The sequence below is a fragment of the Streptomyces albiaxialis genome, assembly GCF_039530985.1.
In the GTDB taxonomy this organism is placed as follows: Bacteria; Actinomycetota; Actinomycetes; order Streptomycetales; family Streptomycetaceae; genus Streptomyces; species Streptomyces albiaxialis.
Window position 1 is genome coordinate 210,762 of the sequence record NZ_BAAAPE010000001.1, and the last position, 26,819, is coordinate 237,580.

Sequence of the window (26,819 nt, forward strand, 5' to 3'; positions counted from 1 at the left end):
CATGGTCCTATGCGCTCGGTGCGGGCACGGAGCGGGGGTCGAAGCCGAAGGGGAGTTCCAGACGGTGGGCGGCCATCAGCGCGGTGTCGCAGAGCAGCTTCCGCGTCGGGCCGTCGGCGGCGATCACGCCGCCGCCGAGGATGACGGAGCGGGGGCACAGCTCCAGCGCGTACGGCAGGTCGTGGGTGACCATCAGCACCGTCACGTCGAGGGAGCGGACGAGGTCGGCGAGTTCGCGGCGGGCGGCCGGGTCGAGGTTCGAGGAGGGCTCGTCCAGGACGAGGATCTCCGGGTGCGAGGCGAGGACGGTGGCGACGGCGACGCGGCGGCGCTGGCCGAACGAGAGATGGTGCGGCGGCCGGTCCGCGTACGCCTCCATCCCGACCCTCTCCAGCGCCTCGCGCACCCGCGCCGCCAGGTCCTCGCCGCGCAGCCCGGAGGCGGCGGGGCCGAAGGCGACGTCCTCGCGGACGGTGGGCATGAAGAGCTGGTCGTCGGGGTCCTGGAAGACGATGCCGACCCGGCGCCGCACCTCGGCCAGGTGCCGCCCGGTGACCGGGAGCCCGGCGACGGTGACCGAGCCCGCGCCGGGCGTGAGGATCCCGTTGAGGTGGAGGACGAGGGTGGTCTTCCCCGCGCCGTTCGGGCCGAGGAGGGCGAGGCGCTCGCCGCGCGGAACGGTCAGATCGACCCCGAACAGGGCCTGGTGGCCGTCCGGGTACGCGTAGGCGAGACCGGAGACCTGGAGCGAGGGGGGCGGCGGGGGCGTTTCGGGTGTCACAGGGTCCATCCCAGGAGGCAGATCGCGAGGGCGGTGAGCGGGAGCGCGGCGGAGCGGACCCACTCGGCGCGGGTGGCGCCCGCGCCGCCGGTGAGCGGCAGCGTCGGCATCGTTCCGTCGTATCCCCGGCTGAGCATGGCGAGATGGACGCGCTCCCCGCGCTCGTACGCGCGGATGAAGAGCGCCCCGGCCGACTTGGCCAGCACGCTCCACTGGCGCGGGCCGCGGGCCTCGAAGCCGCGCGAGAGGCGGGCGATCCGCATCCGGCGCAGCTCGTCCGCGAGGACGTCGCCGTAGCGGACCATGAACGAGGCGATCTGGCACAACTGCGCGGGCAGCCGCAGCCGCTGGAGCCCGGTCAGCAGCGCGTCGAGCGGCGTGGTGGCGGCGAGCAGCACGGAGGCGGCGACGCCGAGGGTGCCCTTGGCCAGCACGTTCCAGGCGCCCCAGAGGCCGGACTCGGAGAGGGAGAGGCCGAGCACGGTGACCCGTTCGCCCTCGGCGACGAACGGGAGCAGCACGGCGAACGCCACGAAGGGGACCTCGATCAGCATCCGCCGCAGCGCGTACCCGGCGGGCACCCGGGCCAGCGCGCCGACGGCGACGAGCACGGCGGCGTACGCGGCGAAGGCCCACAGCGCCTCGCGGGGCGTGGAGACGACGATCAGCACGAAGGCGAACGCCGCGGCGAGCTTGCAGTGCGCGGGCAGCGCGTGCACGGCGGAGTCCCCGTGCCGGTAGAGCTTGTGCGCGTGCCCGGCGGTCATCCCGGCCTCAGCGCTCGGAGCTCTGCGGGGCCCCGGACTCCGCCGGACGGTCCTGGCCCCGCTCCGTACGGCGGCGGCGGAGGACGACGAAGACACCCGAGCCGACGGCCAGGGTCGCGCCGACGCCGATGACGCCCGCGAGGCCGCCGGAGAGGCGGGCGTTCGCGATGTCCTCCACCCCGTAGTCGGCGAGGGGCGAGTCCTTCGCGGAGTGCTCCTTCTCCTTCTCGTCGATCCCGTTGTCCGCGGCGACCTTCTCCAGGCCGTCGGGGTCGGCCGAGGCGTAGAAGCTGAGGCCGCCCGCGCAGACGAGGGCGACGGCGAGGCCCGCGAGCCACAGCCGCCGCGTCCGTACGCCCGTACGCGCGGGGGCCGGGGCCTCCTCCGGTACGGGCTGCTCGCGGGTGGGCTCGCCCGTGACCGGGGACGGCCGCAGCACCAGGGGGGCGGCGAGGCGGTCGCGCGCGGCGTGCACGAGATCGGGGCGGACGGCGATCACGGCACCCACCGTCAGGGCCGTGATCGCCGCTTCTCCGAGGCCGATCAGCACATGCACGCCGACCATCGCCGCGAAGACCTTGCCGAGCGGGACGTCGGCGGTGCCGCCCACCGCGTAGAGCCCCCAGAAGGCGACGGCGGCGGCGGGCACGGAGACGAGCGCGGCGACGAACGCCGAGGCGGTGACGGCGCCCCGGCCGCGCGGCAGGAGGCGCACGAGCAGCCGGAAGAGGCCGTAGGCGACGAGGACGGTCACCACGCCCATGTCGAGGATGTTCACGCCCAGGGCCGTCAGGCCGCCGTCGGCGAAGAGCACCGCCTGGAGGAGCAGGACGACGGAGACGCAGAGCACGCCCGTGTACGGCCCGACGAGGACCGCGGCGAGGGCTCCGCCGAGGAGATGGCCGCTGGTCCCGGCGGCGACGGGGAAATTGAGCATCTGGACCGCGAAGATGAAGGCGGCGACGAGCCCGGCGAGGGGGGCCGTGCGCTCGGCGCCGCCCAGCTCGCGGCGGGAACCTCTGAGCGAGGCGGCGACAGCTCCCGCGGCGACGACTCCGGTGGCGACAGAGGTCGGCGCGTCGATGAATCCGTCGGGAACATGCATGACGGCACTCCGCTCGGTCGGCAGGCGGCCTGTGGAAAATATGGGCTACCTGCAAACCGTTTGCAAGAGTGCGTCAGCGGTAGGAAAGGCGCTCGAACCGGAGCGGGCCGACGACGATCGCGCCCCTCCGCCTCCCACGTTCCCCGGGCCCCTTGTGCGCGTCCCGGGCGTCGCTCTCCGTACGCAGGTCACGCGGGTCACGCGGGTCACGCGGGTCACGCGGGTCACGCGGGTCACGCGGGTCACGCGCGTGACGCCCGTCGCCCCTGTCGCCGTGCCCGTCGGCGTCCCGTACGGGCGGTACGTGCGGTACGTGCGGCTCGTCGGCCGCGGCCTTCGGTTCGGACTCGGTAGTCATCTGAGGCTCCCGTGACAGTCGTAAGACAGCTTAGGCGGGTAACGCCCGATTTGTGAGTGGCAGGAGTCACAGTTTCCGATGCTGTGGTACAGCTCACCCGGCCCAGTGGGTGACTGACCAGCCGCGCTGCGCGTCTGACTAGACGAAGGGGCAACCCGGAACCAAGCGGCCCAGGTGTCCCCGACTCAGAGGGAGCAGACGTGTCACAGGTCATCGAGCACACCGTGCAGGCCCAACTCATCACCAGGCCGCCAGCGACCCGGTCTCTCGCAGCGACTCTCCGCTACGACGGGGCCGATCCGCTCGCCGTGCACATCGTGTTCCCGTCCGACATCTCCCTCGACGGCGACGAGGTCGCCTGGACCTTCTCGCGCGACCTCCTCGACGCGGGCCTGCGGGGCCCGGCGGGCGAGGGCGACGTCCATGTGTGGCCCTGCGGCCTGGAGCGCACGGTGATCGAGCTGCACGCCGGGGAGGGCGTGGCCGTCCTGGAGTTCCGCTGCGCGGACCTGTGGGGCTTCCTGCGCTGCGCGTACGACGCGGTCCCGGCCGGAAGCGAGCGCACCCACCTGGACCTGGACGAGACCCTGGAAGCGCTCCTCCGGAACGTGTAGCACCCCAAAGGGGCGCGGGGAACTGCGCGAGCGACCACGACGGCACCTGCATCCTGCGACGCACGGCAAGGGGCACCCCGTACCCAGCCCCACGGACGGCACGAGGCCGCCGACCACCCGAAGGTGATCGGCGGCCTCACTACGATCCCCGCCGGACCCGGAGTCCGACGCCCGTCAGACTCCGGTGCGCTCAGGACTCCGCTGGGCCGGTATCGGCGCGGTCTGCCCCGCACCGGCGCCGTCCTCCAGGTGGTGCCGCAGCTTCTCGCCCTCGACGTCGACGTTGGGCAGGATCCGGTCCAGCCACTTCGGCAGCCACCAGGCACGGCGGCCCAGCAGCGCGAGCACGGCCGGCACGATCGCCATCCGTACGACGATCGCGTCGAAGAGGACCGCGATGGCGAGCCCGAAGCCCATCATCTTGATCATCGCGGCCGAGGCCCCGATGAAGCCCGCGAAGACGCTGATCATGATGACGGCCGCGGCGGACACGACCCGGGCGCTCAGCCGGAAGCCGGAGATGATCGCCTCGCCGGGGCCCTCGCCGTGGACGTAGGCCTCGCGCATCCGCGTCACGAGGAAGACCTCGTAGTCCATCGCCAGGCCGAAGATCACGCCGATCATGAAGATCGGCATCATGCTCATGATCGGGCCGGTCTGTTCCACCCCGATGAGGCTGGCGGCCCAGCCCCACTGGAAGACCGCGACGACGGCGCCGAGCGCGGCCAGCACGGAGAGCAGGAAGCCCAGCGCGGCCTTCAGCGGCACCAGGATCGAGCGGAAGACGAGCATCAGCAGCAGGAACGCCAGGCCGACCACCAGCGCCAGATACGGCACCAGCGCGTCGTTCATCACCTGCGAGAAGTCGATCGTCACCGCGGTCGAGCCGGTGACGAGCAGCGAGGCGCCCGTCGCCTTGTCGATCGCGCCCTGCTGGTCGCGGATCGAGCGGACGACGTCCTCGGTCTTCGAGTCGCTCGGGCCGGTCTTCGGGACAGCCGTGAGCATCACGGTGTCCTTGCTCTTGTTGAAGGACTGCGGCGTGACGGGCGTGACCGCGACGACGCCGTCGACCTTGGCGACGCGCTTGCGGATGTCCTCCGCGGCCTTCTGCGGGTTGTCGCTGTCGCGCAGGTCGCCGACGAGCATCAGCGGGCCGTTGAACCCGGCGCCGAAGCCGTCCGACAGCAGGTCGTACGCCTTGCGCTGGGTGGTGTCCGTCGGCTCGTTGCCCTCGTCGGGGAAGCCGAGCTGCATACTGCCGACCGGAATGGCCAGCACGCCGAGCCCCAGCACCGCCGTGACCAGGACCATCACCGGGCGGCGCAGCACGAAGGCCGCCCAGCGGGCGCCCGCCTTGGGCTTCTGGCCCTCGGCCGTCGCGGCCGGCGGGACACCGGTCTCGGGGTAGGCCTTGCGCACCTTGCGGCCGAAGATCCGCTTGCCGACCATGCCGAGCGCGGCCGGGACCAGCGTGAGTGCGACGAGGACGGCGATGACGACCGTTCCGGCGGCTGCCATGCCCATCCTGGTCAGGACCGGGATGTTGACCACCGCCAGGCCGACCAGCGCGATCACGACCGTCAGGCCGGCGAAGACCACCGCCGATCCGGCCGTACCGACGGCCCGTCCCACGGCCTCCTCGCGGCTGCGGCCCTCGGTCAGCTCGGCGCGGTAGCGGGAAGCGATGAACAGCGCGTAGTCGATGCCGACCGCGAGGCCGATCATCATCGCGAGGGTGGTGGTGTCGGCGGAGAGGTTGAGGGGAGCGGCCAGCGCGGTGATCGACGAGATGCCGATTCCGACGCCTATCAACGCCGTGATCAGCGGAAGTCCCGCCGCGACGAGCGAGCCGAACGTCAATATCAGCACGATCGCGGCGATGGCGATGCCGATGATCTCGCCGTTGCCCATGTCGGGCATGGTCATCAGCGCGTCGCCGCCGGTCTCGGCGGTCAGCCCGGCCTTACGGGCCGACTCCGCCGCGGCCTCGATCTTGTCCCGGGTCGCGTCGGTGATGTCGGTGGACGGGACCTTGTAGACCGCCGAGGCGTAGGCGATGCTCCCGTCCTTGCTGATGGCCCCGCTGTCCTTGGCGAACGGGTCCGAGACGTTGGCGGCCTGTCCGCCCTTCAGGGCGTTGACGGCCTCCTCGACGGCCTCCCTGTTGTCGGTGGCCGTGATCTTCTCGCCGGTGGGCGCGCGGAAGACCATGCGGGCCTGTGCGCCCTCGGCGTTCGAGTCGGGGAAGCGGTCCTCCAGCACGTCGAACGCCTTCTGCGCCTCGGTGCCGGGAAGAGCGAAGTCGTCTTCTGGCGGGGTCGATGCGGTGGACGCGCCCACTCCGGCGGCGACGAGCAACGCCACCCACACCAGGGCGACGAAGCGGCGGCGCCGGAAGGCGAACCTGCCGAGTTTGTACAGGAAGGTGGCCACGAGAGAGGTTCTCCGGGTCTCGATGCGGACGGGGACTGCGGGATCGGGGATTCCCCCGGTACACGCGCAGACGCGGGTACCGCTGGAATGACAGCTCATGTCAAACGACGCCCACTCGCAGGCAAAGGATGAGCCATCCCGCGGATTGAGGGGTACGTCACAACTTGCCGCGCCTCAATTCCCCCCGAACCATGGGATAGGTGACCGACGAAGGCGCCTATCTCCGATACCCCCATCTCCACGGCGATCTCATCTGCTTCGCCGCCGAGGACGACCTGTGGATCGCACCGCTGCGACCCGGGCGTGCCTGGCGGCTGACGGTGGACCGGACCCGGATCAGCCATCCCCGTTTCTCCCCGGACGGCCGGCGGATCGCCTTCGCGAACTGGCGCAGCCTGGATCCCGAGATCTATCTGGCCCCCGTCGAGGGCGGCCCCGCCGAGCGGATCACCCACTGGGGCGCGGCCGACACCCGCGTCTGCGGCTGGACACCGGAGGGCGACGTGCTCGCCGTGGCCTCGCACGGCCAGCCCTTCTCGTACTACTCGTGGGCCTACCGCGTCCCCGTCGACGCCGCCACCGGCACCGGCGGTCCGGGCAGCAAGCTGCCCTGGGGGCCCGTCTCCGACATCGCCGTCGCCGAACAGGACGGCGAGCGGCGCACGTTGCTGCTCACCGGCACGCCGCCGCACGAGCCCGCGTCCTGGAAGCGGTACCGGGGCGGCGCGATGGGCCGCCTGTGGCTGCACGGCGAGCGGCTGCTGCCGGATCTCGAAGGGCACCTGGACTGCGCGATGTTCGTGGGCGGCCGCATCGCGTTCCTCTCCGACCACGAGGGCGTGGGCAATCTGTACTCCTGCCTGCCCGACGGCTCCGACCTGCGCCGCCACACCGACCACGACGCGTTCTACGCCCGCCACGCGTCCACCGACGGGCGGCGGGTGATCTACCAGTGCGCGGGCGAGCTGTGGCTCGTGGACGACTTCTCGCACCGCGCGAAGCCCCGGCGGATCGACGTCCGGCTCGGCGGCCCCCGCGCCGGGCGCCGCCCGTACCAGGTCCCGGCCGCCGACCATCTCGACTCGCTCGCCGTGGACCCCACGGGCCGCGCGAGCGCCGTGTGCGTGCGCGGCAGCCTGTACTGGCTCACGCACCGTGACGGCCCGGCGCGCGCCATCGCCGACGAGCCGGGCGTACGGGTGCGGCTCCCGGAGATGCTGGGCGATACGGGCCGTATCGCGTACGTCACGGACGCGGACGGCGAGGACGCGATCGAGATCGCCGATCTCCCCCGCGCCTCCGCGCCGCGCCCCCCGCTCCGGCTGGCCTCCGGGCGCCTGGGCCGCGCCCTGGAGCTGGTGTCCTCCCCCGACGGCGGCACGCTGGCGGTGGCCTCGCACGACGGCCGCCTGCTGCTGGTCCGCGTCCCGGACCCGGAGGCCTCCCCCGGCACGCCGGACGCGCCGGACCCGGACGTCACCGAGCTGATCCGCTCCCTCAACGGTCCCGTGCACGACCTCGCGTTCTCGCCCGACTCCCGGTGGCTGGCGTGGGCGCACCCCGGGGTCGGCCGCTCGCTCTCCCAGATCAAGATCGCCAAGGTGGCGGAGGCGGCCACGATCCTCGATGTGACGGACGGCCGCTTCGAGGACGAGCAGCCGGTCTTCACCCGCGACGGCCGCTTCCTCGCGTTCCTCTCCTGGCGCGGCTTCGACCCGGTGTACGACGTGCACACCGGCGACCTCTCGTTCCCGCTCGGCTGCCGCCCGTACCTCGTGCCGCTCTCCTCCGCGACGCTCTCCCCGTTCGCGCTCACCCCCGAGGGCCGCCCCGCCGCGGGCGGTCTCGACCCGCAGCCCGATCCGCCGGACGGCGAGGGCGAGGGCGAGGACGAGGGGACGGTGCTGGTGGAGGCGGAGGGGCTGGCGAGCCGGGTGACGCCGTTCCCGGTGACGGCCTCGAAGTACAGCGCGCTGTACCCGGTGAGCGGCGGCGGGCTGATCTGGCTGCGCTTCCCGATCTCCGGCGCGCTCGGCGAGACCTTCGTGAACCCGGCCGACACCTCCGGGCGCCCCACCCTGGAGCACTTCGACCTCGTCAAGGCCCGGCGGACCGAACTGACCAGCGACATCGACTGGTTCGCGCTCAGCGGCGACGGCTCGCGGATCGTCGTCAACGACGAGGGCGAGCTGCGCGTGATCCCCGCGAACGAGACGCCGGACGCCGACTCGACCACGTACATCGACCTGCGCCGCGTCCTGCACGACGTGGACCCGGCCGCCGAGTGGCGGCAGGCGTACGACGAGGCGGGGCGGCTGATCCGGGCGTACTTCTGGGACCCGGGCATGAGCGGCATCGACTGGGACGCGGTCCTCGACCAGTACCGGCCGCTGGTCGAACGGGTCGCCTCCCCCGACGAGTTCGCCGACCTGCTGCGCGAGGTGCTGGGCGAGCTGGGCACCTCGCACGCCTACGTCAGCCCCGCGCGGCGCGACGAGGGCCCGCCGCACTACCAGCGCCCGATCGGCCTGCTGGGCGCCAACCTCGTACGGACCCCGCAGGGCGAGTGGCGCATCGCCCGCATCCTGCCGGGCAACTCCTCCGACTCCCGCGCCCGTTCGCCGCTCGCGGGCGCGCCCGTGCGCGAGGGGGCGGTGCTCACGCACATCGACGCCCGGCCCGTCGACCCGGTCCAGGGCCCCGCGCCGCTGCTCTCGGCGGCGGGCGGCACGACGGTCGAGCTGTCGCTGCGCCAGGCGGGCCCGCGCCGCGTCGCGGTCGTCCCGCTGATCGACGAGCGTCCCCTGCGCTACCAGGACTGGGTGGCCCGGCGCCGCGAGGTGGTCCGCGAGCTGAGCGGCGGCAAGTGCGGCTATCTGCACATCCCCGACATGGGCGGCTCGGGCTGGGCCCAGTTCAACCGCGACCTGCGGATGGAGGTCTCACGCCCGGCCCTGATCGTGGACGTACGGGGCAACGCGGGCGGCCACATCAGCGAGCTGGTCCTGGAGAAGCTGACCCGCACCATCCTGGGCTGGGACCTGACGCGCAACGCGCAGCCCGTCTCGTACACGAGCAACGCGCCGCGCGGCCCGGTCGTGGCGGTGGCGGACGAGATGACGTCCTCGGACGGCGACATGATCACCGCCGCCTTCCGCCTGCTGGGCAGGGGCCCGGTGGTGGGGACCCGCACCTGGGGCGGCGTCGTCGGCATGACGGGACGGCACCGGCTGGGCGACGGCACGGTGATCACGGTGCCGATGAACGCGGCGTGGTTCGGCGGCGGCCTGGGCTGGTCGGTCGAGAACCACGGCGTCGAGCCCGACATCGAGGCCCTGCGCACGCCGCTGGACTGGGCCGAGGGGCGGCACGCGGTCCTCGACACGGCGGTCACGGTCGCCCTCGACCTGCTGGAACGCCATCCGGCGAGCGCCCCGCCCGACTACAGCCGCGTCCCCGACCGCAGCAGACCGCCGCTGCCGCCCCGCTCGGGGGCATAAAATGCGACCTTTGTCCAATTATGCGACGCTGGTGAGCGCCCCCAGTACACAACGCGAGGAGTGACGATGGGCATCGGCGACCAGTTCAAGGACAAGGCCAAGGACCTCCAGAACAAGGCCAAGGAGAAGATGGGCGACTCCAAGGGCGGCGGCGACGAGAAGTCCCGCGACCAGGGCGAGGGCGGCGACATGAAGGACAAGGCCCAGGACGCGACGGACACCGCGAAGGACAAGTGGGAGAACCGCTGACCCTCCCCGCTCTCCTCACGCACGCCGCCCAGGCGCCACCCATGCGCCACCCACGAAGAGGGACCCGCCCACCACGGGCCGGGTCCCTCTTCTCTCTGCCTCTCTCTGCCTTCCCTCTGCGTACGCGCTCCGTACGCGCGGCTCAGTGGTTCGCGCGCTCCTTCTCGTCCGCCGCGCCTCCGGCGCCCATCAGGCCGTTCGGGACGCCGCCCGCCTCCTCGATGAGGGTGCCCGCGCGCTTCATCTCGCGCTGGGCGAAGGGGCCTCCGAGGATCATCGGCAGATAGCCGCGTACGCCCTGCATGCCGCGCAGCCACCACTGCGCGTACACGTGCGCCGCGCGCCGTTCGACGCCGTCCACGATCCGGTCGACGGCCGGACCCAGCGGGTACGTCTTGTTCGTCGGCCACGGCAGCCGGCTGCGCACGTCCCGCATCAGGTCGTCCGCGTCCGCGCCGCGCACCATGTCGGTGTCGGTCCAGCTCAGATAGCCGACGCCGACCCGCACGCCCTTGTACGCGACCTCGGCGCGCAGGCTGTGCGCGAACGCCTCGACGCCGGACTTCGACGCGCAGTACGCGGACATCATCGGCGCGGGCGTGATCGCCGCGAGCGAGGCGATCTGGAGGAAGTAGCCGCGCGACTCGGCCAGTACGGGCAGGAAGGCGCGGCCCGTGACCGCGCCCCCGATCAGGTTCACCTCGATCACGCGGCGCCAGGAGACGGGGTCGGAGTCCATGAACGGGCCGCCCGCCGCGACGCCCGCGTTGGCCACGACGATGTCGACCTTCCCGAACCGCTCCTTGACCTCGCGCGCCACCCGTCCCATCGCCACATGGTCGGTGACGTCCGCGTGCCAGTGGGCGGAGTCGGTGTCGAGCCGCTCGCCGACCCGCCGGAGCGCCTCGGGCTCCAGCCCCACGAGCGCGATCCTCGCGCCCCGCGCGGCCATCTTGCGGGCCAGCAGCTCCCCGACGCCGCGCGCGGCGCCCGTGATGACCGCGACCTGTCCCTCCAGGCTCACCCTGCTCATGCGATCTCCTCCGCCTTCTCGGACCGGGCCGCGTTCTTCTGGACGGGCGCGAGGTGGTCGCGTACCAGTTCGGCGAGTACCGCGCTGACCGCGCCCGGTTCCTCCAGCGGCGTCATGTGGCCGCGCCCCGGCAGCTCGTGCAGACCGGTGCAGTGCGGCAGCATCGCCGCGAGCTGCCGGGCGTGGCCGACGGGCGTGAGCCGGTCGTGCGTGCCGATGATCACGGCGGTAGGCGCGTCCAGCCGCGGCACCTTGACCGCGACGTCCAGCTCGGCGAGCACCCCGCCCCATGCCGCGCGGACGGCGGTGGGGCAGGCCTGCACGATCCGCGCCGTCGCCTCGGCCGTCTCCTTGCGGGGACGGCGCCCGAGCGTGCCGTACGCGAGGGCCTTGCGGCTGAGCGGCGTGACCGGGCCCAGCGGGGCCTTGGCGCCGAGCAGCAGCCGGTGCGCGGCCGTACGCAGCCGCGCGGAGCGCAGCGGGATCACCCGGGCCTCGGCCGTCAGGTGCTGTGCCCCGGTGCTGCACAGCAGCAACGCGGCGGCGCGCTCGCGCAGTTGCGGCCGGTCCGCCGCGGCCATGATCGTCATGCCGCCCATGGAGTGGCCGCCGATCACCGCCCGTTCGCCCGGCTCCAGCGCCGCGTCGAGCACGGCGCACAGGTCGTCGGCGAGCATGGCGGTGCTGTACGCCTTGGGGGTACGGGCCGCCGGGCTGCGGCCGTGGCCGCGCTGGTCGTACGCGACGACGCGGTATCCGCTCGCGGTCAGGTCGCGGATGACGGGCGCCCAGAAGTGCGTGTTGCAGGTCCAGCCGTGCGTGAGCACGACGGCAGGCGCGTCGTCGCGGCCGTAGACCTCGACGGGGAAGCGGATGCCGTCGCCGGAGCGGGCGACGAGTTCGCGGTCGGGCGCGGGCGGGGCGTACGCCCCGGTGAGGCCGGCGCGGCGCGCGGGTCCTGTCGTCCTGGCGCTCATCGGTCGTTCCCCTCCGGTGCGTCGGCGGCCTGGACGGCGCTCGTACTGGTGCTGGTGCTGGTGCTGGTGGTGGCCGTGGAGGCGGCGGTAGCGGTGGCGGTGGCGCGGCTGGTGCTCCCCGCGAGCAGGGGCGCCTTGCGGCGCCGGCCGGACGGCCCCTGACCGTTCCGGGGCGCGGCCCGCAGCACCTCGTACTCCTCCAGCCAGACCTCGCGGGTGATCTTCCGGAACTCGCCCGTCGTCCCGGGCCAGACCGCGACGGGGCGGCCCTCGGCGTCGAGGTACCAGCTCGTGCAGCCGGTCTGCCAGACGCTGCCCTTGATACGTTCGCGCAGCCGGGTGTTGTAGCGGTGCTGCGCGATCGGCCGGACGTCGAGCGCGACCTTGTCGCCGGGGGCTCCGCCGCCGAGGGTGTCGAGCTTGCGGACGTAGTCGACGATGTAGTTGAGCTGGGCCTCGATGATCAGGATCATCGAGCTGCTGCCGAGCCCCGTGTTGGGGCCTATGACGAACAGGAAGTTGGGGAACCCGGTGGTGGCCGTGCCGCGCAGCGCGTTCATCCCGTCCTCGGCCCAGGACTCCGCGAGCGTCTCCCCGTCCGTGCCCTTCACGTACTCGGCGACGGGCATGTCGGAGACGTAGAAGCCGCTGCAGAAGACGATCGCGTCGACCTCGACCTCGCGCCCGTCGGCGGCGACGAGGGTGTTGCCGCGGATCTCCTTGAGGCCCGAGTCGACGAGGTCGGTGTTGGGCTGTGCGAGCGCCGGATAGTAGTCGTCGGACACCAGCGTGCGCTTGCAGCCGATCCGGTAGTCGGGGGTGAGCTTGCGGCGCAGCTCGGGGTCCTTGACGGCGCGCTTCATGTGCGCGGTGGCCAGCTTCTCCAGCCCGGCGAGCAGTTTGGGGTGGTTCGCGTAGACCTGCGTTCCCATCTCCAGCGCGCCCCACAGTGCGAACCGGCGCAGCTTCTGGGTGCTCGGCAGCTTGCTGTGCAGCCGGCGCTCGAAGCCGGTGATGCGCCGGTCACCCCGCGGGATCACCCAGGCCGGGGTGCGCTGGAAGACGGTGAGGCGGTCCACGACGGGCTGGATCGCGGGAACGATCTGGATCGCCGAGGCACCCGTGCCGATCACGGCGACGCGCTTGCCCCGCAGGTCGTAGTCGTGGTCCCAGGTCGCCGAGTGCACGACCTTGCCCTCGAAGGTGTCGAGCCCGGGGATGTCCGGCGTCTTCGGCGCCGACAGCGGCCCGGTCGCCGAGACGACGACGTCGGCGGTGAGGCTGCCGCGCGAGGTCTCGACCCGCCAGTGCAGCTCCTCGGCGTCCCACATCATCTGCTGGACCTCGGTACGGAGGTGCAGATGCTGGCGCAGCCCGAAGGTGTCGGTCACGCCCTCCAGGTACTCCCGGATCTCGTTCTGCGGCGCGTACGACCTCGGCCAGTGCGGATTGGGCGCGAACGAGAACGAGTAGAGGTGCGACGGGATGTCGCAGGCACACCCGGGATAGGTGTTGTCGTGCCAGGTCCCGCCGATGGCCTCCCGCCGCTCCAGGATCACGAAGTCGCTCACACCCGCGCGCCGCAGCCGTACGGCCGCGCCGAGCCCGCCGAACCCGGAGCCGACCACCGCCACCCGTACGTGCGAGGGCAGCGCGCGTCCGTTCCGCTCCTCGCTCTCCTTGACCACACTCCCGGCCGCCATACGCCGCCTCCCGCGAGATTCCGAACCCGTCCGAACCGTGCCAGTAATCACTGGCACTATCGGGAGAGTAGGGCAGCGGCATACTGATGGGTAGGGGTCGCGCCGAGGAAAGTTACCGCCGGTCGCACCCCCGGGGCCCGTGCGCCGGGAGACATAGGCTGAGCACGTGGCGAGCGCGAACGAGCAACCCAGCACAGAGAGCGCGGACGGAACGGACGCGGCGGGGGTCAGGGCCGGAGCCGGGACGGGAACGGGGACCGGGACGGCGCCCGAATCCGGGACGGGATCGGGCGTCGAGCCTGGGGCCGACGCCGGGAACGGAGCCGGCACCGGGACCGCGGCGGTCGGCGGCACCGGGACCGCGGCGGTCGGCGGCACCGGGACCGCGGCGGTCGGCGGCACCGGGACCGCGGCGGTCGGCGGCACCGGGACCGCGGCGGTCGGCGGCCCGCGCGAGTACCGGGCGTCCGAACTCGCGGAGGCCGCGGGCATCACCCCCCGCACCCTGCGCTTCTACCGCGAGCGCAAACTCCTCCCACCGCCCCGCCGCGAGGGCCGTATCGCCTGGTACGACGACCACCACCTCGCCCGCCTGCGCACCATCACGGCCCTCCTCGCACGGGGCCACACGCTGGGCGGCATCGCCGACCTGATGACGGCGTTCGAGAAGGGCCGCGACGACCGCGCCGCCGCCGAACTCCTGGGCCTCGACTCGTCCTTCACCACCCCGTTCTCGGAGGAGACCCCGGTCCGCCTCACCCCCGAGGAACTGGCCGCCTACTTCGGCGACGAGGAGATCACCGCGGAGAACCTCGCCGCGTCCCTCGACATCGGCTACGTCGCCGTCGAGGGCGACGGCTTCGTCCACGCCAGCCGCCGCCTCCTCGAAGCCTCCGCCCAACTGGTCGACAAGGGCATCCCGCTGGCCGACGTCCTCGCCGCGGGCCGTGAGCTGCGTTCCCAGACCGACACCATCGCCGCCACCTTCGCCCGCCTCTTCCGCTCCCACCTCCTCCCCCGCGTCGACACGACGGACCCCGCCGCCGTGACCGACCTCCTGGAACGCGTCGGCCCCCTCTCCAAGGCCGTGGTCGAAGCCGAACTGGGCCTGGCCCTGGACCGCCGCGTACGCGCGGAACTGGAGGAGTGGCTGCGGGGAGAGGGCGGGGAGGGGACGCCCTAGCGGGCCTTCCCCGATCGGTACATGGCGAGGAGCAGCAGCCGGATGCTCCGCTGGTCGAGCGGGGCGAGGGAGTCGGAAGGGCGCCGGGCGGCCAGCTCGTGAAGCTCGCCGAGGACGGCGGCATGGCGGCCCATCTCCATCTCCAGGAAGAGCCGCTCCCGCTGGGCCCGCCGCCGCTCCTCCCGCAGCCGGGCACGCAGCGCCCTCGCCCAGTCGCAGGTGAACTCCGTCAGCGGTTCGCCCGACCACTCGTTCTCGGCGGTGTGCAGCTTGCCGACGGCCAGTTGGCGGTCGCCCCGTTCCGCGGCGGCCGCCGCCTCCCGGCGCAGCCGCTGGAAGCGCAGAAGATCGACGTCCTCGGGGTCGAACCGGAGCCGGTAGCAGCCATGGGACGGCCGGTCGATGCCGAGACGGCCGCCTCCCGCCTCGTACAGGACGGAGCGCAGCCGGGCGACGTAGCCCTGGAGGGGCGCCTCGGGGTCCACGGGGCGCCGGGGCGTGCTCCAGACACGGGCCACGAGGGTCTCGACGGGGACCGGTTCGCCCCGCGCGTGGAGCAGGGCGGCGAGGACACGGCGCTGCTTCACGGGGCCGAGGTCGAACTGCCGCCCCTGGTCCCAGAGTTCCAGCGGGCCGAGCGCGAGAAGGTCCATCGTCGCCCCCTACAGGGTTGCGATTCTCCCTGCCGCACCCACAGATCCCGCACATCTGTGCGGCGTACCTCTCACTTTGGCGCCGCACCGAGGGGGAGCGAGAAGAGGCGCACCGTTGCGCGCGGGAGGCGCATGGCGGGCCGGAACGGACGCCGGTGCCGACGTCGGCGTCGGTGTCGGCGTCGGTGTCGCGTCACCTCTCCGCTGCGCCCTCCGCCCCCTCGGCCAGGCGCAGGGGCAGCCTCTTCACCCCGTGGATGAAGTTCGAGACCAGCCGCCGGACCTCGCCCTCCGGGCCCGGGACGCGGGCGTACGGCGGGAGGGTCCGGGCCGCTTCCTCGTGGAGGACGCGGAGCTGGAGGCGGGCGAAGTGGGCGCCCAGGCAGACGTGGGGGCCCTCGCCGAAGGCCAGGTGGGGATTGGGGTCGCGGGCGAGGTTTATCCGGTGCGGTTCATGAAAGACGCGTTCGTCGAAGTCGGCCGAGGCGTGGAAGACGACGACCTTCTCGCCCGCGCGGACGCGCTGTCCGGCCAGTTCGGTGTCCCTTACGGCCGTACGGCGGAAGGTGAGTACTGGAGTGTGCCAGCGCAGCAGTTCCTCGACCGCGCGCCGGACGGCCGGGGTGTCGCCCGCCCCCACGCGTCCGCGCAGCTCGCGCTGGGCGGACGGATGGTCGGCCAGGGCGAGGAGACCGCCGGGGGCGGCGCTGCGTACGGTGTCGTTTCCCGCGACGGTCAGCAGGAAGAAGAACATCTCCAGTTCGGCACCGGTCAGTTCCGTCGCCAGGGCCGTCATCACGTCGTCCGCCGGATGGTCGCGCTTATGGGCGGCCAGGGCGCGTGCATAGGCGAACATCTCGCCCAGCATGGCCGGGGAACGCGGATTGGCGGGGCGGCCGTCCGGGCCGAGAACGGTGACGGCCTGCTCGGGGTCCTGGTAACCGATGATCCGCTCGGTCCATTTGAGCAGCAGCCCCCGGTCGCCGGGCGGCACGCCCAGCAGGTCGGACAGGTTGAGCAGCGCGTAGTCGTCGGTGACGGCGCCCACGACGTCGCAGCTCCCCCGCTCGCGGGCCTCGTCCCGGGCCGTCGCCAGCAGCCGCCGCGCCCGCGCCCGTACGTCCGCCTCGAACCGTTCCACGCGGCGCGGGGTGAACGCGCGGCTGACCAGTGTGCGCAGCCTGTTGTGGGCGGGCGGGTCCTGGTTGAGCATCATCCGCCGGATGAACGGCAGGTCCTCCGGGTCGGGGTCACGGATCTGCGTGGCACCCTCGTGAGAGGAGAACTCGTCCGGGGAGCGCAGCACCCGCAGCACGTCCGCGTGCCGGGTCACCGCCCAGAAGCCGGGCCCCTCGGGCCAGCCGAGTACCGCGTGCTCCTCCTGCCAGGCCACGGGGTGCTCGTCGCGCAGGAGGCGGAAATCGCCGTGCGGGATCCCCGCCGCGTACCGGCGCGGGTCGAACACGTCGGGAACGGCCGCGCGCACCGGGGTCCCTCAGCCGTCCGCGCGCAGGAAGTCCTCGACCGCGCGGACGAGTTCGAGCGGGGTCTCGTCCGCCGGGTAGTGGCCCGCGCCCGGCAGCTCGACCATGTCCGCGTTCGGGTACCAGGCGAGCCAGGTGGCGCGCATCGCGTCGGCGTTCAGCTCCGGGTCGTGCGCGCCGACCACCACCCGTACGGGCAGCTCCGCGCCCTCGATCTGCTCACGGAAGTCCTCGTCCGCCCAGGAGGAGAACCAGGCACGGAACGCCTTCTGGTCGCTGACCTCCTGGGACGTACGCACCATCGCGTCGAGCCAGGCGTCGGGATGGCGGCCGCCGGTGGTGAAGTCGATGATGGCCCTGCGGTTCCCCGGGCGCTCGTCGGCGTGCGCGAACAGGTCGCGCGCCTCCTCGCTGAACTGGAGCGCCCCGGCGGGCACCGGTGAGACCCCGACGATCCTGCGCACCCTTCCGGGCGCGAGGGCCAGCACGCGCTGGGCGACCTTGCCGCCCATGGAGTGCCCGACCAGGGAGAAACGGTCCCACTGGAGCGCGTCGGCCAGGGCGAGCAGGTCGGCCGCCGCCTCGGCGGTGGTGAACTCGCCCTCGGCGTCCCGCACCTCGCCGTAGCCGCGCAGATCCGGGATCGCGTAGCTGAACGACTCGCGGTCCACGGCGCGCAGTATTCCCTCGTAGGCACCGCGGTCCGCGAACCAGCCGTGCACGGCGATCACATGGTGCGGTCCCTCGCCGACGCGGCTGTGCGGCAGTACGAGCGGAGCCATGGGCCACCTCCCCAGCGTGCGGGGCTCCCTTGCCCCGCGCGAGCCCCACAGTGGCGCCGCCACCCCAGGCCCCGCAAGACCCCATGCCCGCAGGCCCCGGAAGAGCCGGCGAAGGCCTCAGTGGATCCTCAGTGGGTCCCTGTATCCCTGGGGATCCCCCAGCGGGTCCCCGTGGGTCCCTCAGTGGTCGAAGACCGCCGTGACGGGCGCGTGGTCGCTCCAGCGCTCGTCGTGGCTCGCGGCGCGCTCCACACGCGCCTCGACGGCCTTCGCGGCGAGCCCCGGGGTGGCGACGCAGTAGTCGATCCTCCAGCCCGAATCGTTGTCGAAGGCGCGGCCCCTGTACGACCACCACGAGTACGGCCCGGCCACATCGGGGTGCAGGGCCCGCACGACGTCCGTGTAGCCGCCGTCGGCCGGGTCGAAGACCTGGGAGAGCCAGGCGCGCTCCTCGGGCAGGAAACCGGCGTTCTTGCGGTTCGCGCGCCAGTTCTTCAGGTCGGCCTCCTGGTGCGCGATGTTCCAGTCGCCGCAGACGACGACCTCGCGCCCGTCGGCCGCCGCCTTCTCGCGCAGCTCCCGCAGATACGGCAGGAAAGCGGCCATGAACCGCTCCTTCTCGTCCTGCCGCTCCGTGCCGACCTCGCCGGAGGGGAGGTAGAGGCTGGCGACGGTCACACCCGGCAGCTCGGCCTCCACGTACCGCCCGGACTCCTCGAACTCGGCCGTGCCGAAGCCCACCCGGACCCGCGTGGGCTCGCTCCGTGTGAGCAGTGCCACACCCGCGCGCCCCTTGGCCGCTGCGGGCGCCCAGACGGCGTGCCAGCCCTCCGGCTCACGGATGGCGTCGGGGAGCTGGTGCGGCTCGGCGCGTACCTCCTGGAGGCACACCACGTCCGCGTCGGTGGCCGCCAGCCACTCCGCATAGCCCTTCTTGGCGGCTGCCCGCAGCCCGTTGACGTTGACCGTCGTCACCTTGATCACAGTTTGCTCCGCTTGCTCCGGGTCGCGCTCGGTCCAGCAGCTTACGCGGAGGAACGGTGCGCGCCGGGAGGGCCCGTGGTGTGCCGGACCTCACACGCACGGCCGCCGCAACGCCTCAGGAGCCACTTACGATTCCAGGCATGCGGATCGTTCCCGTCCCTTTCGACCACCCCGACGCGATGAAGCTCAACGACATCGTGCTCCAGGAGTACGCCGCCCGGTACGGCGATCCGGAGGGCGACGCCACTCCGCTCGATCCGTCGATGTTCGCGCCGCCGCGCGGCCTGTACCTCCTCGCCTATGACGACGCCAGCAGGCCGCTGGCGACGGGCGGCTGGCGCGCGATGGACGCGGACGAGGAGAACTACGCGGACGGCGACGCCGAACTGAAGCGGATGTTCGTCGTACGCGAGGCCCGCGGCCTCGGGCTGGCCCGCCGGATACTGGCCGCCCTGGAGGAGGACGCGCGGCAGGCCGGGCGCTCCCGGATGGTGCTGGAGACCGGCATCGAGCAGCCCGAGGCGATCGCCCTCTACGGGTCCTCCGGGTACATACCGGCAGAAGAGAAGTTCGGCCACTACCGCTTCCACGACGAGAGCCGCTGCTTCGTCAAGCCACTGCGCAAGAGCTGAACCACGCCAAGCGGGAAGGTGCGGCCTCTTAAAGAGGCCGCACCTTCCCGGTTGAGGGCCGCACCTTCCTGGGCCGCCGGTTTCCGGCGCTTCAGTTCTTCCGGAGGAGCTGTGCGATCTCCCCGTAGCCGCGCCGTTCCGCGTGCTGCAGGGGCGTCACGCCGTCCTTGTCCGCCAGATCGCGGTCGGCCCCGGCGTCGAGCAGCAGGGCGACGACCTTCTGGTGGTCGGTCCCGCCGTCACCGAGGATCACCGCCTCCAACAGGGCGGTCCAGCCGAGCCTGTTGACGTGGTTCACCTTGATGTCGGTACTGCGCAGCACCTCCCGGACGTACGCGACATGGCCCCGCTCGCCGGCCGGGATGAGCGAGGTGCCGCCGTACCGGTTGGTGACGCCGTAGTCCGGGCCCCCGGGGATCAGGACGCGCGCCATGGCGGCGCTGCCCGTGACCCCCGTGACGAGCCACGCGCTGTCGCGGCGCTCGTCCTGCGCGTCGGGGTCGGCGCCCTCCCGTACGAGCACGCGCGCGGCCTCGACATGATCGCCGAGGGAGGCCAGCAGCAGGGGCGTACGGCCCTTGTCGTCGCGGGTCTCCAGGTCGGCGCCCGCCTTGACGGCCTTCCGTACGCCCTCGGCGTCGCCGTCCTCGGCCGCCCTCAGGAGGGCGTCGTCGGCGCCCGGGGACGGGGACGCCGACGACGCCGACGGTGTCCCGGTGGACGCGGAGCGCTTCGGCTTCCCGGAGCCGCTCCCGCCCTGAGTCGTGCAGGCCGCGAGCGCCGCCGCGCACAGGGTCCCGGCCAGCATCAGCCCCAGGGCCCTTCTCACGGGTGCCATGATCCGCCAGGATCTCACCGCCCTCACCTGCCCTTCCTTCCTCGGTTCCTTGCCGTTCCTTGCCGCGCCTGGCCGTTCCTTGCCGTTGCTGCCGGTCCTTGGCGTACCTGCCGTGCCAGCCGTACCTGTCGGCCCTTGGCGCGCGGCTTCCGCGTCAGCGGTCGAGCGCGGCGACTCCCGCCTGCGCGAACTTCTCGTCCAGGTCGCCGCTGGGGGCGCCCGCGACGCCGATGCCCGCTATGGGCGCGCCCTTGGCCTGGACAGGAGCGCCGCCCGCCAGGAAGAGGGTGCCGGGGATGTCCTTCAGGGTCGGGGCCTTGTCGAGCCGCTTGACCAGCTCGGAGGTGGGCGCGTTCCAGGAGACGGCGGTGTAGCCCTTCTTCTCCGCGGACTCGTAGGACTGCGGGCCCGCGCCGTCGCCGCGCAGGGTGACGATCGTGTTGCCGTTGCGGTCGACGACCGCGACGGAGACCTTCTGGCCGTCCTTCTCGGCGGCGTCCAGGGTGGCCTCGGCCGCCTTGGTGGCCGCGTCGACGGACAGGTGGGTGGAGGTCGTCACGTCCTTGCCGCCGACGTTGCCCTTGGCCTGGGCGGCGGCCGGGGCGGCCTGCGAGGACGAGGGCGAGGCGGTCGCCGAGACGGCGCCGAAGGTGCCCAGCCCCGCGAGGGCGACGGCGCCGACGGCGATACCGGCGATCTTGTGGGTGTTCCGCATGGGGTGCTCCTTGGGAGTGTGGGTCGTGCCCATTGGGCGTGGGCCCTTCGGGGTGCGGGTCGTGCTTTCCGATCCGTGACTCCATCGTCGGGAGGGAAAAGGCCCAGGAGGGTCGGCGTACCGGCTGCCGTCGGGTCGCGGAACGGCTGACTGGCGGGTCAACCGATCGGCTGATGCGCGGGCCGCTCCGCCCGGGCTAGGACTGCTGTGTGCACAGCGAAAACGGCGAGACGACGACCGGCGAGCCTTCCGGCGACCCCGACGCGCGCTGGCTCGCCCCCGTCATCCACGCGGCGTTCTTCCTGCTGCTCGGCGCCTCGCTCTTCCGGTACCTGCTCAACCATCCGGGGCAGCCCCGCACGCCCTGGGTCATCGCGCTGAGCGTCGCCCTCGCCCTGTTCTACGTGCTGGGCCCGGCCCTCGGCCCAGGGAGCCCCGGCAGCACCCGCAGCCCCCGCGGGGGCGCGGAGGCCCCTCGGAGGGCGTCCGTGCGGCACCGGTGCCGGCTCGGGGGCGTCGTGGCGACCTGGGTCGTGCTGGTGCTTCTGGCGCCCAGCTTCGCCTGGTGCGCCGTTCCGCTGATCTACACGGGTCTGCGCACCCTTCCGGCCCGTGCGGCCGTTCCGCTCGTGGCGCTGCTGACGGCCCTGGTGGTCGTGGCGCAGCTCCAGCTCGCCGAGAAGTTCGACCCGAACCTGGTGCTGGCCCCGCCCGCCGTCGCGGCGCTGGCCACCGCGATCTTCGTCTATATGGAGCGCCAGACAGCTCGGCAGCGCGCCCTCATCGACGACCTGCTGCGCACCCGTCGCGAACTGGCCGCCACGGAACGGCGCGAAGGCACCCTGGCCGAGCGGCAGCGGCTCGCGATGGAGATCCACGACACCCTCGCGCAGGGCCTGTCCAGTCAGCAGATGCTGCTCCAGGCGGCCGACCGCACCTGGGACACCGACCCCGGCTCGGCGCGCGCCCACGTCCGTACGGCCGAGGAGACGGCGGCGCGGAACCTCGCCGAGGCCCGCCGCTTCGTCCACGACCTCGCGCCCGCCGAGCTGGCGGGCGGCACCCCGCTGGACGCCGCCCTGAGGGAGCTGGCGGCCCGCGAGCGGGCCCAGGGAGGCCCGGAGGTCCGGTTCCACCTGGAGGGCGCCCCCGTGCCGCTCCCGGACGGCGTGCGGGCGGCGCTGCTGCGTGTCGCCCAGGGGGCGCTGGCGAACGTGCGGGAGCACGCGGGCGCCACGGCTGCCGGGCTGACCCTCAGCTTCCTGGGCGACCAGGTCGTGCTGGACGTGGCCGACGACGGCGCGGGCTTCGACCCTTCGGCGGCACCCTCCGGAGCGTCCCGCGGCCACGGGCTGCCCGCCATGCGTGCGCGTGTCCGGCAGTTCGGGGGCACGCTGACGGTGGAGTCCGCGCCCGGCGAGGGCACCGTCCTGTCCGCCGCGATCCCCTGGGAGCCCGCGTCATGACCGATCAGCGTCCCGTACGGCTGCTGCTGTGCGACGACCACGCCGTCGTACGGGCCGGGCTGCGCGCCCTGCTCGGCAGCGCCCCCGGCGTCGAGGTCGCCGGGGAGGCGGGAAGCGGCGAGGAGGCCGTCGCCATGGCGGCGAGCCTGCGCCCCGACGTGGTCCTGATGGACCTCCAGCTCGGCGCCGGGATCGACGGCGTGGAGGCCACCCGGCGCATCCTCGGACAGGCGGAGGAGGGCACCGGCGGCGAGGGCGCCGTACCGCGCGTCCTGGTGCTGACCACGTACGACACGGACGCCGACATCACCCGTGCCATCGAGGCGGGCGCGATCGGCTATCTGCTGAAGGCCGAGCGCCCCGACGAGCTGTTCTCGGCGATCCACGCGGCGGCGGAGGGCCGTACGGCACTGTCGCCGCCCGTGGCGCACCGGGTGATGGCCCGGATGCGCGACCCGCGGCCCGCGCTGACGGGCCGCGAGCTGGACATCCTGGGCCAGCTCGCGCGCGGGCTGGGCAACCGGGAGATCGCCCGTGCCCTGTTCATCAGCGAGGCCACGGTCAAGACGCACCTGGGCCGGATCTACGACAAGCTCGGCGTCGACACCCGGGCCGGCGCGGTCGCCGTCGCCAAGGAGCAGCGCCTGCTGTCCTAGAAGGGTCCCGGCGGGGCTCCCCGGCAGCGGGGCTCCCCGGCGGCGCCCTGGCTGCGCCCTCTGGCCGCGCCCTGGCGGGCCGGGCCCCTACGCCCCGTTCCGCTGACGCCGGAGGCCGACGTACTCCAGCTCGGCGAAGACCGTGACCGCGACGGCACCCATGACGAGGAAGACGGTCCCCAGCCCGTTCACCGGCAGGACGCCCGTGAAGACGAGGACGACCATGGCCACGGCGGACACAGCGTTCAGTACGACGACCGCACGGGCGAGACGGTCGGGGACGACGGGGTAACCGGCGATCAGGGCGAGCGCCGCGGCGCCGCCCAGCATGGCGACACCGAACGGTACCGACCAGTGCGGGGGCAGCCCGAGCGGCCCCTCCAGCCAGGCCGCGCCCGCCAGCAGGAAGACGCCGAAGAACGCCGTGCTCCAACTGTCGATCCGCAGGCTCGTGCGCAGCAGGTCCTTCCGGGCGCTTCCGGCCGCCGTACGGGGTGCCGTGGTGGTCGGGACGGACATGGGGGCCTCCTTCGTCTGCGGGCGGCGGCCCTGTCGGGGCGCCGCTGACGGGACGGTCGCACCGCGCGGTGCGCGATCTCAATGACCTCCCAGGTCATGGCCGCTCTGACCACCCCCTGGTTAGGCTCCGTCCATGGACGCACAGCGCCGTGGGGCGCCCCCGGAGCGACGGTCACGTGTGGGCGCCCTGCTGCGCGGCTGGCGGCAGCGGCGCAGGCTGAGCCAGCTCGAACTCGCCCTCCAGGCGGACACGTCCGCGCGGCACCTGTCGTGCGTCGAGACGGGACGCGCGCGCCCCAGCCGCGACATGGTGCTCAGGCTGGCGGCGGCACTGGACGTCCCGCTGCGCGAGCGCAACACCCTGTTGCTGGCCGCCGACTACGCGCCCGCGTACCAGGAGAGCAGCCTGGACGACGAGGAGATGGCGTCCGTCCGTTCCGCGCTCGACATGATGCTGGAGGGGCACGAGCCGTATCCGGCGGTCGTGGTGGACCGCTGCTGGAACGTGCTGGCGGGGAACCGTGCCATGCCCGTCCTCACACAGGGCGTGCCCCAGCACCTGCTGGAGCCGGAGCCGAACGTCTTCCGGCTCGCCCTGCACCCCGAGGGCCTCGCCTCCAGCCTGGTGAACCTGGACGAGGTGCGCGCCCTCTTCCTCGAACGGCTGCTGCGCCAGGTCGACGCCACGGGCGACGCGGAACTGCGCGCCCTGTACGAGGAGGTGCGCGCGTATCCCGACCCCGAGGGATACGAGGAGGAACGGGACGGCGGTACGGCCCTGGGAGCGGGGCCCTTCCAGGTGCCGCTGCGGGTGCGCACGCCCCTGGGCGAGCTGACGATGTTCAGCACGATGGCGACGTTCGGCTCACCCGCGGACGTCACTCTCTCGGAGCTGGCGATCGAACTCTTCTACCCCCTGGACGAGTTCACCAAGAAGACGCTCCAGTCGCTCGCCCCGTAGGGCCGACCACGCCACGCCGCCCCGTCCCGTCCCGCAGGAGATGGGTCACGCCTCGGGCCATACCTCGGGCCACGCCTCGCCGGTCTCGCCCCGCGCGTACTCGGCGGCCTCCGCGATGCCCCGTTCCTCGACCGATACGGCACGCGGCGCGTCGTCCTGTTCCGTCAGCCGTCCGGTGAGCACCCGTCCGGGCGGCATCTCCACGAACGTCTCCGCCCCTTCCGTACGGAGCGCGGACACCATCTCGTCCCACAGGACCGGCAGGGCGACAGAACGTGCCAGGTCGTCGAAGACGGCATTGGTCTCGCCGCGCAGACAGCGGCCCTCCGTACCGGTGACATAGGGCAGCGCCTGCGGGAGGCGCTTGATGGTGGCCAGGTGCTGGGCCAGCCGGATGCCGATGTCGTGCTCGGACTCCTCCCCGCGCTCCAGCAGCTCGCCCCGGAGCCGTACGGCCCGCAGGGCCTGCTCGAAGGTGAGCACGTCGGCGACGACGGCCGCCGCGTAGCCCCCCAGGCCGTGCCCGGCGACGTACGACGGCTGCACCTCCTCGTCCTCGATCAGCGCCCGCGCCCCCGCCACGCCCGCGATCAACAGCGAGACGTGCCGCGCGACCTCCGACTCCTCCAGCGACTCGGCGGTGTCCAGCTCCGCGATCCCTCCCGGGTGCCCCCATTCGGCCTCGGCCAGCACGGTCGCGGAGGCGGCGGTGTCGGGTAGCCGGTGCAGCATGCCGGGACGCTGCGAGCCCAGCCCGGGGAAGAGGAACGCGATGCTCATGGCATCACCCTCACCTGACCGAGGCCACGGGCGCCAGTACGGAGTCCCCGTACGCCGGAGCGTGTACGCCGGGCGGAGATGCCGTACGCGCCGTGAGCGCACATGGTGGGCGTATGACGGAAAACATCCTCTTCTCCGACTTCACCGACCGGGGCACGGACGCGGCCACGGCCGCCCTCGACGACCTCGTCGCCGCCCACGACGCGGGCGAGCTGAAGCTGCGCGAGGCCCGCGTCATCGCCCGGGACGCCGACGGAAACCTCGATGTCCCCGGCGACGTCGACCACACCAGCTCGGCCTCCGGCTTCGCGGTGGGCGGGCTCGTCGGGGCGCTGGTCGGACTGCTCGGCGGGCCCGTCGGCGTCATGATCGGATTCGGCGCCGGCGGCCTGATCGGCGGGAGCCAGGACGCCCGCCGCGCCGCCGAGACCAACGCGGCGCTGGAGGAGCTGGCGGACGAGGTGCCCCCGGGCAGCACGGTCCTGGTCGCCGAGGTCGAGGAGAAGTCCCACGAGACGGCCGACAGGGTCCTCGGCCCCGGCGTCCGGCGCTACGACGCCTCGCGGCTCCGCGAGGAGCTGGAGGAGGCCCTCAAGGCCGCGGACGAGGCCCCTGAGAACGAGACCTCTGAGGGGGACGCGGCGGAGCCTACGGACGGGGAGGGCGGTCGGGGCGGTACGCCCTGAACCTCATGCCGCCCGTCTCCGGGTGCAGGTCCACGCCGACGTTCTCGAACCCCGCCGCCTCCAGCCGCGCGGGCAGCCCGCCCGGCCGGACGACGTTCATGGTGTCGCCGATGTGCAGCAGCCGGAACCGGAAGTTCATCTGGCTGTCGCTGCCCGCGAACACTCCCCCGGGCCGCAGCACCCGGTACGCCTCGGCGAAGATCCGGTCCTGCTGCTCCCTGGTCGGCACGTGGTGCAGCATCGTGAAGCAGACGACGGAGGAGAACGACGCGTCCGGCAACGGCATGTCAGCGCCGTCGGCGTGCAGGATCCGCGCCCGTTCTCCCCAGTCGCTCTCCAGTTGCCGCGCGGTGCGTTCGTCGATCTCGACGGCGGTCAGACGGGGGACGCGCTCCACGAGGACGCGCAGGTTGGCCGCGTAGCCGGGGCCGATCTCCACGACGTCGTCGCCCAGTTCGATCCCGTCGAGCGACCACGGGAGGATCCGGTCCCGTACGGCGGTGGCCCACTCCTCGGAGCTGCACAGTTTGCGATGTGCCCTGTTCATCGGCATACGGCGACGCTAGGCGTCCGCCTGAGGCGTCCACCATGGCCGTAAGGGCCGACTGATGTAGCGAGACGGCCATCAGGACCGTGCTCACGACCGTCCGTCCGGGGTGGGCGGACGACCGGGTCCGGCGAGGCGGGCGGGCCCACCACGGGCGACCACGCGCGGATCCGGACGACCTCCACCCCGGGGGTGCGGTAGTACGGGTCGTCGTCCATCAGGCGGTCCAGTTCCGCGCGGTCGACGGTGAACACCAGGAGCGCACCCGAATCGTCTTCCCAGGGGCCCGCTGCCAGGAGACGCCCCTCGGCACGCAGGCGTGCCAGTACGTCACGGTGCGCGGGGCGGGCGGCGAGGCGCTCCGGGGCCGCGGTGAAGGCCAGTTCGAGAATCAGCATGGGGGCGACGCT

Annotated in this window: 27 protein-coding genes; 9 read left to right on the forward strand and 18 right to left on the reverse strand. The window is 73.0% G+C overall.

Annotated elements, in window-relative coordinates; all coding sequences use genetic code 11:
- Nucleotides 1-7: 7 nt before the first annotated feature.
- The 4 genes from ABD343_RS00935 to ABD343_RS00950 all read right to left on the reverse strand — a co-directional run bounded on the left by ABD343_RS00935 (nt 8) and on the right by ABD343_RS00950 (nt 3,011).
- Nucleotides 8-790, reverse strand: coding sequence for an energy-coupling factor ABC transporter ATP-binding protein (locus ABD343_RS00935; protein WP_425578074.1), 783 nt, complete (start codon nt 788-790; stop codon nt 8-10).
- Nucleotides 778-1,548 carry a cobalt ECF transporter T component CbiQ gene (gene cbiQ / locus ABD343_RS00940; RefSeq protein WP_344522903.1) on the reverse strand — a complete coding sequence of 257 codons (771 nt, stop codon included), beginning with the start codon at nt 1,546-1,548 and terminating at the stop codon, nt 778-780. Before cbiQ ends, ABD343_RS00935 begins: the two co-directional genes overlap by 13 nt.
- Nucleotides 1,549-1,555: 7 nt before the next feature.
- Complete coding sequence (locus ABD343_RS00945) at nt 1,556-2,653, reverse strand: energy-coupling factor ABC transporter permease (RefSeq protein ID WP_344522905.1); 1,098 nt, start codon at nt 2,651-2,653, stop codon at nt 1,556-1,558.
- Between the two features lie 73 nt (nt 2,654-2,726).
- On the reverse strand, nt 2,727-3,011 hold the full coding sequence (locus ABD343_RS00950) for a hypothetical protein (protein ID WP_344522907.1): 285 nt from the start codon (nt 3,009-3,011) through the stop codon (nt 2,727-2,729).
- Between the two features lie 200 nt (nt 3,012-3,211).
- Here ABD343_RS00950 and ABD343_RS00955 point away from each other — a divergent pair, with 200 nt between their 5' ends.
- A complete protein-coding gene (locus ABD343_RS00955) occupies nt 3,212-3,625 on the forward strand; it encodes an SsgA family sporulation/cell division regulator (protein ID WP_344522909.1) in 414 nt (137 codons plus the stop codon).
- Between the two features lie 174 nt (nt 3,626-3,799).
- On the opposite strand, the gene ABD343_RS00960 is transcribed toward ABD343_RS00955, so the two are convergent.
- The gene (locus ABD343_RS00960; RefSeq protein WP_344522911.1) at nt 3,800-6,061 is read right to left on the reverse strand and encodes an MMPL family transporter; all 2,262 of its coding nucleotides are present in this window, start codon (nt 6,059-6,061) and stop codon (nt 3,800-3,802) included.
- Nucleotides 6,062-6,261: 200 nt separating this feature from the next.
- On the opposite strand from ABD343_RS00960, the gene ABD343_RS00965 reads away from it, so the two are divergent.
- Both ABD343_RS00965 and ABD343_RS00970 read left to right on the forward strand, forming a co-directional pair.
- Nucleotides 6,262-9,561, forward strand: coding sequence for a S41 family peptidase (locus ABD343_RS00965; RefSeq protein WP_344522913.1), 3,300 nt, complete (start codon nt 6,262-6,264; stop codon nt 9,559-9,561).
- A gap of 66 nt (nt 9,562-9,627) precedes the next feature.
- The gene (locus ABD343_RS00970) at nt 9,628-9,810 is read left to right on the forward strand and encodes a hypothetical protein (protein WP_344522915.1); all 183 of its coding nucleotides are present in this window, start codon (nt 9,628-9,630) and stop codon (nt 9,808-9,810) included.
- A gap of 142 nt (nt 9,811-9,952) precedes the next feature.
- On the opposite strand, the gene ABD343_RS00975 is transcribed toward ABD343_RS00970, so the two are convergent.
- Genes ABD343_RS00975 through ABD343_RS00985 form a run of 3 tightly spaced genes read right to left on the reverse strand, consistent with a single transcriptional unit; the run spans nt 9,953 to nt 13,523 of the window.
- Complete coding sequence (locus ABD343_RS00975) at nt 9,953-10,843, reverse strand: SDR family oxidoreductase (protein ID WP_344522917.1); 891 nt, start codon at nt 10,841-10,843, stop codon at nt 9,953-9,955.
- A complete protein-coding gene (locus ABD343_RS00980; protein ID WP_344522919.1) occupies nt 10,840-11,820 on the reverse strand; it encodes an alpha/beta fold hydrolase in 981 nt (326 codons plus the stop codon). Before ABD343_RS00980 ends, ABD343_RS00975 begins: the two co-directional genes overlap by 4 nt.
- Entirely contained in the window at nt 11,817-13,523 is a 1,707-nt protein-coding gene (locus tag ABD343_RS00985) for a flavin-containing monooxygenase (protein ID WP_344522921.1), read from the reverse strand. Before ABD343_RS00985 ends, ABD343_RS00980 begins: the two co-directional genes overlap by 4 nt.
- 490 nt (nt 13,524-14,013) lie before the next feature.
- Here ABD343_RS00985 and ABD343_RS00990 point away from each other — a divergent pair, with 490 nt between their 5' ends.
- Nucleotides 14,014-14,706, forward strand: a complete 693-nt coding sequence (locus ABD343_RS00990; RefSeq protein WP_425578093.1) for a MerR family transcriptional regulator — start codon at nt 14,014-14,016, stop codon at nt 14,704-14,706.
- Here the strand turns inward: ABD343_RS00990 and ABD343_RS00995 are convergent.
- The 4 genes from ABD343_RS00995 to ABD343_RS01010 form a co-directional block, all read right to left on the reverse strand.
- Nucleotides 14,703-15,359: an AfsR/SARP family transcriptional regulator gene (locus ABD343_RS00995; protein ID WP_344522925.1), complete on the reverse strand. Its 657-nt coding sequence runs from the start codon at nt 15,357-15,359 to the stop codon at nt 14,703-14,705. The genes ABD343_RS00990 and ABD343_RS00995 overlap by 4 nt on opposite strands.
- Before the next feature lie 193 nt (nt 15,360-15,552).
- A complete protein-coding gene (locus ABD343_RS01000) occupies nt 15,553-16,845 on the reverse strand; it encodes a cytochrome P450 (RefSeq protein ID WP_344522927.1) in 1,293 nt (430 codons plus the stop codon).
- A 9-nt stretch (nt 16,846-16,854) separates the two neighbouring features.
- On the reverse strand, nt 16,855-17,625 hold the full coding sequence (locus tag ABD343_RS01005) for an alpha/beta fold hydrolase (protein ID WP_344522929.1): 771 nt from the start codon (nt 17,623-17,625) through the stop codon (nt 16,855-16,857).
- Between the two features lie 180 nt (nt 17,626-17,805).
- A complete protein-coding gene (locus tag ABD343_RS01010; protein ID WP_344522931.1) occupies nt 17,806-18,609 on the reverse strand; it encodes an exodeoxyribonuclease III in 804 nt (267 codons plus the stop codon).
- A gap of 140 nt (nt 18,610-18,749) precedes the next feature.
- Between ABD343_RS01010 and ABD343_RS01015 the strand changes: the two genes are divergently transcribed.
- Nucleotides 18,750-19,241 (forward strand): GNAT family N-acetyltransferase, encoded by a 492-nt coding sequence (locus tag ABD343_RS01015; RefSeq protein WP_344522933.1) that lies wholly within the window; start codon nt 18,750-18,752, stop codon nt 19,239-19,241.
- Between the two features lie 91 nt (nt 19,242-19,332).
- On the opposite strand, the gene ABD343_RS01020 is transcribed toward ABD343_RS01015, so the two are convergent.
- Both ABD343_RS01020 and ABD343_RS01025 read right to left on the reverse strand, forming a co-directional pair.
- Complete coding sequence (locus ABD343_RS01020; RefSeq protein WP_425578094.1) at nt 19,333-20,046, reverse strand: ankyrin repeat domain-containing protein; 714 nt, start codon at nt 20,044-20,046, stop codon at nt 19,333-19,335.
- 187 nt (nt 20,047-20,233) lie between these two features.
- Nucleotides 20,234-20,794, reverse strand: a complete 561-nt coding sequence (locus tag ABD343_RS01025; RefSeq protein ID WP_344522935.1) for a GlcG/HbpS family heme-binding protein — start codon at nt 20,792-20,794, stop codon at nt 20,234-20,236.
- A 209-nt stretch (nt 20,795-21,003) separates the two neighbouring features.
- Between ABD343_RS01025 and ABD343_RS01030 the strand changes: the two genes are divergently transcribed.
- Together ABD343_RS01030 and ABD343_RS01035 are read left to right on the forward strand one after the other, a co-directional pair.
- On the forward strand, nt 21,004-22,260 hold the full coding sequence (locus ABD343_RS01030) for a sensor histidine kinase (RefSeq protein WP_344522937.1): 1,257 nt from the start codon (nt 21,004-21,006) through the stop codon (nt 22,258-22,260).
- Nucleotides 22,257-22,916 carry a response regulator gene (locus ABD343_RS01035; protein WP_344522939.1) on the forward strand — a complete coding sequence of 220 codons (660 nt, stop codon included), beginning with the start codon at nt 22,257-22,259 and terminating at the stop codon, nt 22,914-22,916. Before ABD343_RS01030 ends, ABD343_RS01035 begins: the two co-directional genes overlap by 4 nt.
- A gap of 87 nt (nt 22,917-23,003) precedes the next feature.
- Here ABD343_RS01035 and ABD343_RS01040 read toward each other — a convergent pair whose 3' ends face one another.
- The gene (locus tag ABD343_RS01040) at nt 23,004-23,435 is read right to left on the reverse strand and encodes a hypothetical protein (RefSeq protein ID WP_344522941.1); all 432 of its coding nucleotides are present in this window, start codon (nt 23,433-23,435) and stop codon (nt 23,004-23,006) included.
- A 133-nt stretch (nt 23,436-23,568) separates the two neighbouring features.
- Here ABD343_RS01040 and ABD343_RS01045 point away from each other — a divergent pair, with 133 nt between their 5' ends.
- Nucleotides 23,569-24,396, forward strand: coding sequence for a helix-turn-helix domain-containing protein (locus tag ABD343_RS01045; protein WP_344522943.1), 828 nt, complete (start codon nt 23,569-23,571; stop codon nt 24,394-24,396).
- A gap of 45 nt (nt 24,397-24,441) precedes the next feature.
- Here the strand turns inward: ABD343_RS01045 and ABD343_RS01050 are convergent, their stop codons facing one another.
- Nucleotides 24,442-25,176 carry an ACP S-malonyltransferase gene (locus tag ABD343_RS01050; RefSeq protein ID WP_344522945.1) on the reverse strand — a complete coding sequence of 245 codons (735 nt, stop codon included), beginning with the start codon at nt 25,174-25,176 and terminating at the stop codon, nt 24,442-24,444.
- 113 nt (nt 25,177-25,289) lie between these two features.
- Here ABD343_RS01050 and ABD343_RS01055 point away from each other — a divergent pair, with 113 nt between their 5' ends.
- A complete protein-coding gene (locus ABD343_RS01055) occupies nt 25,290-25,862 on the forward strand; it encodes a DUF1269 domain-containing protein (protein WP_344522947.1) in 573 nt (190 codons plus the stop codon).
- Here ABD343_RS01055 and ABD343_RS01060 read toward each other — a convergent pair.
- Nucleotides 25,825-26,415, reverse strand: coding sequence for a class I SAM-dependent methyltransferase (locus ABD343_RS01060; protein WP_344522948.1), 591 nt, complete (start codon nt 26,413-26,415; stop codon nt 25,825-25,827). The genes ABD343_RS01055 and ABD343_RS01060 overlap by 38 nt on opposite strands.
- On the reverse strand, nt 26,406-26,807 hold the full coding sequence (locus ABD343_RS01065; protein ID WP_344522949.1) for a YciI family protein: 402 nt from the start codon (nt 26,805-26,807) through the stop codon (nt 26,406-26,408). The genes ABD343_RS01060 and ABD343_RS01065 overlap by 10 nt, the downstream gene beginning before the upstream one ends.
- Between the last annotated feature and the right edge of the window lie 12 nt (nt 26,808-26,819).

Bases quoted from the DNA above. Each gene is read 5' to 3' on its own strand.
- ABD343_RS00995 (WP_344522925.1), bottom strand. From the start codon at position 15,359: ATGGACCTTCTCGCGCTCGGCCCGCTGGAACTCTGGGACCAGGGGCGG.
- ABD343_RS00970 (WP_344522915.1), top strand. From the start codon at position 9,628: ATGGGCATCGGCGACCAGTTCAAGGACAAGGCCAAGGACCTCCAGAAC.
- ABD343_RS01040 (WP_344522941.1), bottom strand. From the start codon at position 23,435: ATGTCCGTCCCGACCACCACGGCACCCCGTACGGCGGCCGGAAGCGCC.
- ABD343_RS01015 (WP_344522933.1), top strand. From the start codon at position 18,750: ATGCGGATCGTTCCCGTCCCTTTCGACCACCCCGACGCGATGAAGCTC.
- ABD343_RS01045 (WP_344522943.1), top strand. From the start codon at position 23,569: ATGGACGCACAGCGCCGTGGGGCGCCCCCGGAGCGACGGTCACGTGTG.
- ABD343_RS01065 (WP_344522949.1), bottom strand. From the start codon at position 26,807: ATGCTGATTCTCGAACTGGCCTTCACCGCGGCCCCGGAGCGCCTCGCC.
- ABD343_RS01035 (WP_344522939.1), top strand. From the start codon at position 22,257: ATGACCGATCAGCGTCCCGTACGGCTGCTGCTGTGCGACGACCACGCC.
- cbiQ (WP_344522903.1), bottom strand. From the start codon at position 1,548: ATGACCGCCGGGCACGCGCACAAGCTCTACCGGCACGGGGACTCCGCC.
- ABD343_RS01055 (WP_344522947.1), top strand. From the start codon at position 25,290: ATGACGGAAAACATCCTCTTCTCCGACTTCACCGACCGGGGCACGGAC.
- ABD343_RS01005 (WP_344522929.1), bottom strand. From the start codon at position 17,625: ATGGCTCCGCTCGTACTGCCGCACAGCCGCGTCGGCGAGGGACCGCAC.
- ABD343_RS01025 (WP_344522935.1), bottom strand. From the start codon at position 20,794: ATGCGGAACACCCACAAGATCGCCGGTATCGCCGTCGGCGCCGTCGCC.
- ABD343_RS01050 (WP_344522945.1), bottom strand. From the start codon at position 25,176: ATGAGCATCGCGTTCCTCTTCCCCGGGCTGGGCTCGCAGCGTCCCGGC.
- ABD343_RS01060 (WP_344522948.1), bottom strand. From the start codon at position 26,415: ATGCCGATGAACAGGGCACATCGCAAACTGTGCAGCTCCGAGGAGTGG.
- ABD343_RS00985 (WP_344522921.1), bottom strand. From the start codon at position 13,523: ATGGCGGCCGGGAGTGTGGTCAAGGAGAGCGAGGAGCGGAACGGACGC.
- ABD343_RS00980 (WP_344522919.1), bottom strand. From the start codon at position 11,820: ATGAGCGCCAGGACGACAGGACCCGCGCGCCGCGCCGGCCTCACCGGG.
- ABD343_RS00975 (WP_344522917.1), bottom strand. From the start codon at position 10,843: ATGAGCAGGGTGAGCCTGGAGGGACAGGTCGCGGTCATCACGGGCGCC.
- ABD343_RS00950 (WP_344522907.1), bottom strand. From the start codon at position 3,011: ATGACTACCGAGTCCGAACCGAAGGCCGCGGCCGACGAGCCGCACGTA.
- ABD343_RS00945 (WP_344522905.1), bottom strand. From the start codon at position 2,653: ATGCATGTTCCCGACGGATTCATCGACGCGCCGACCTCTGTCGCCACC.
- ABD343_RS00935 (WP_425578074.1), bottom strand. From the start codon at position 790: ATGGACCCTGTGACACCCGAAACGCCCCCGCCGCCCCCCTCGCTCCAG.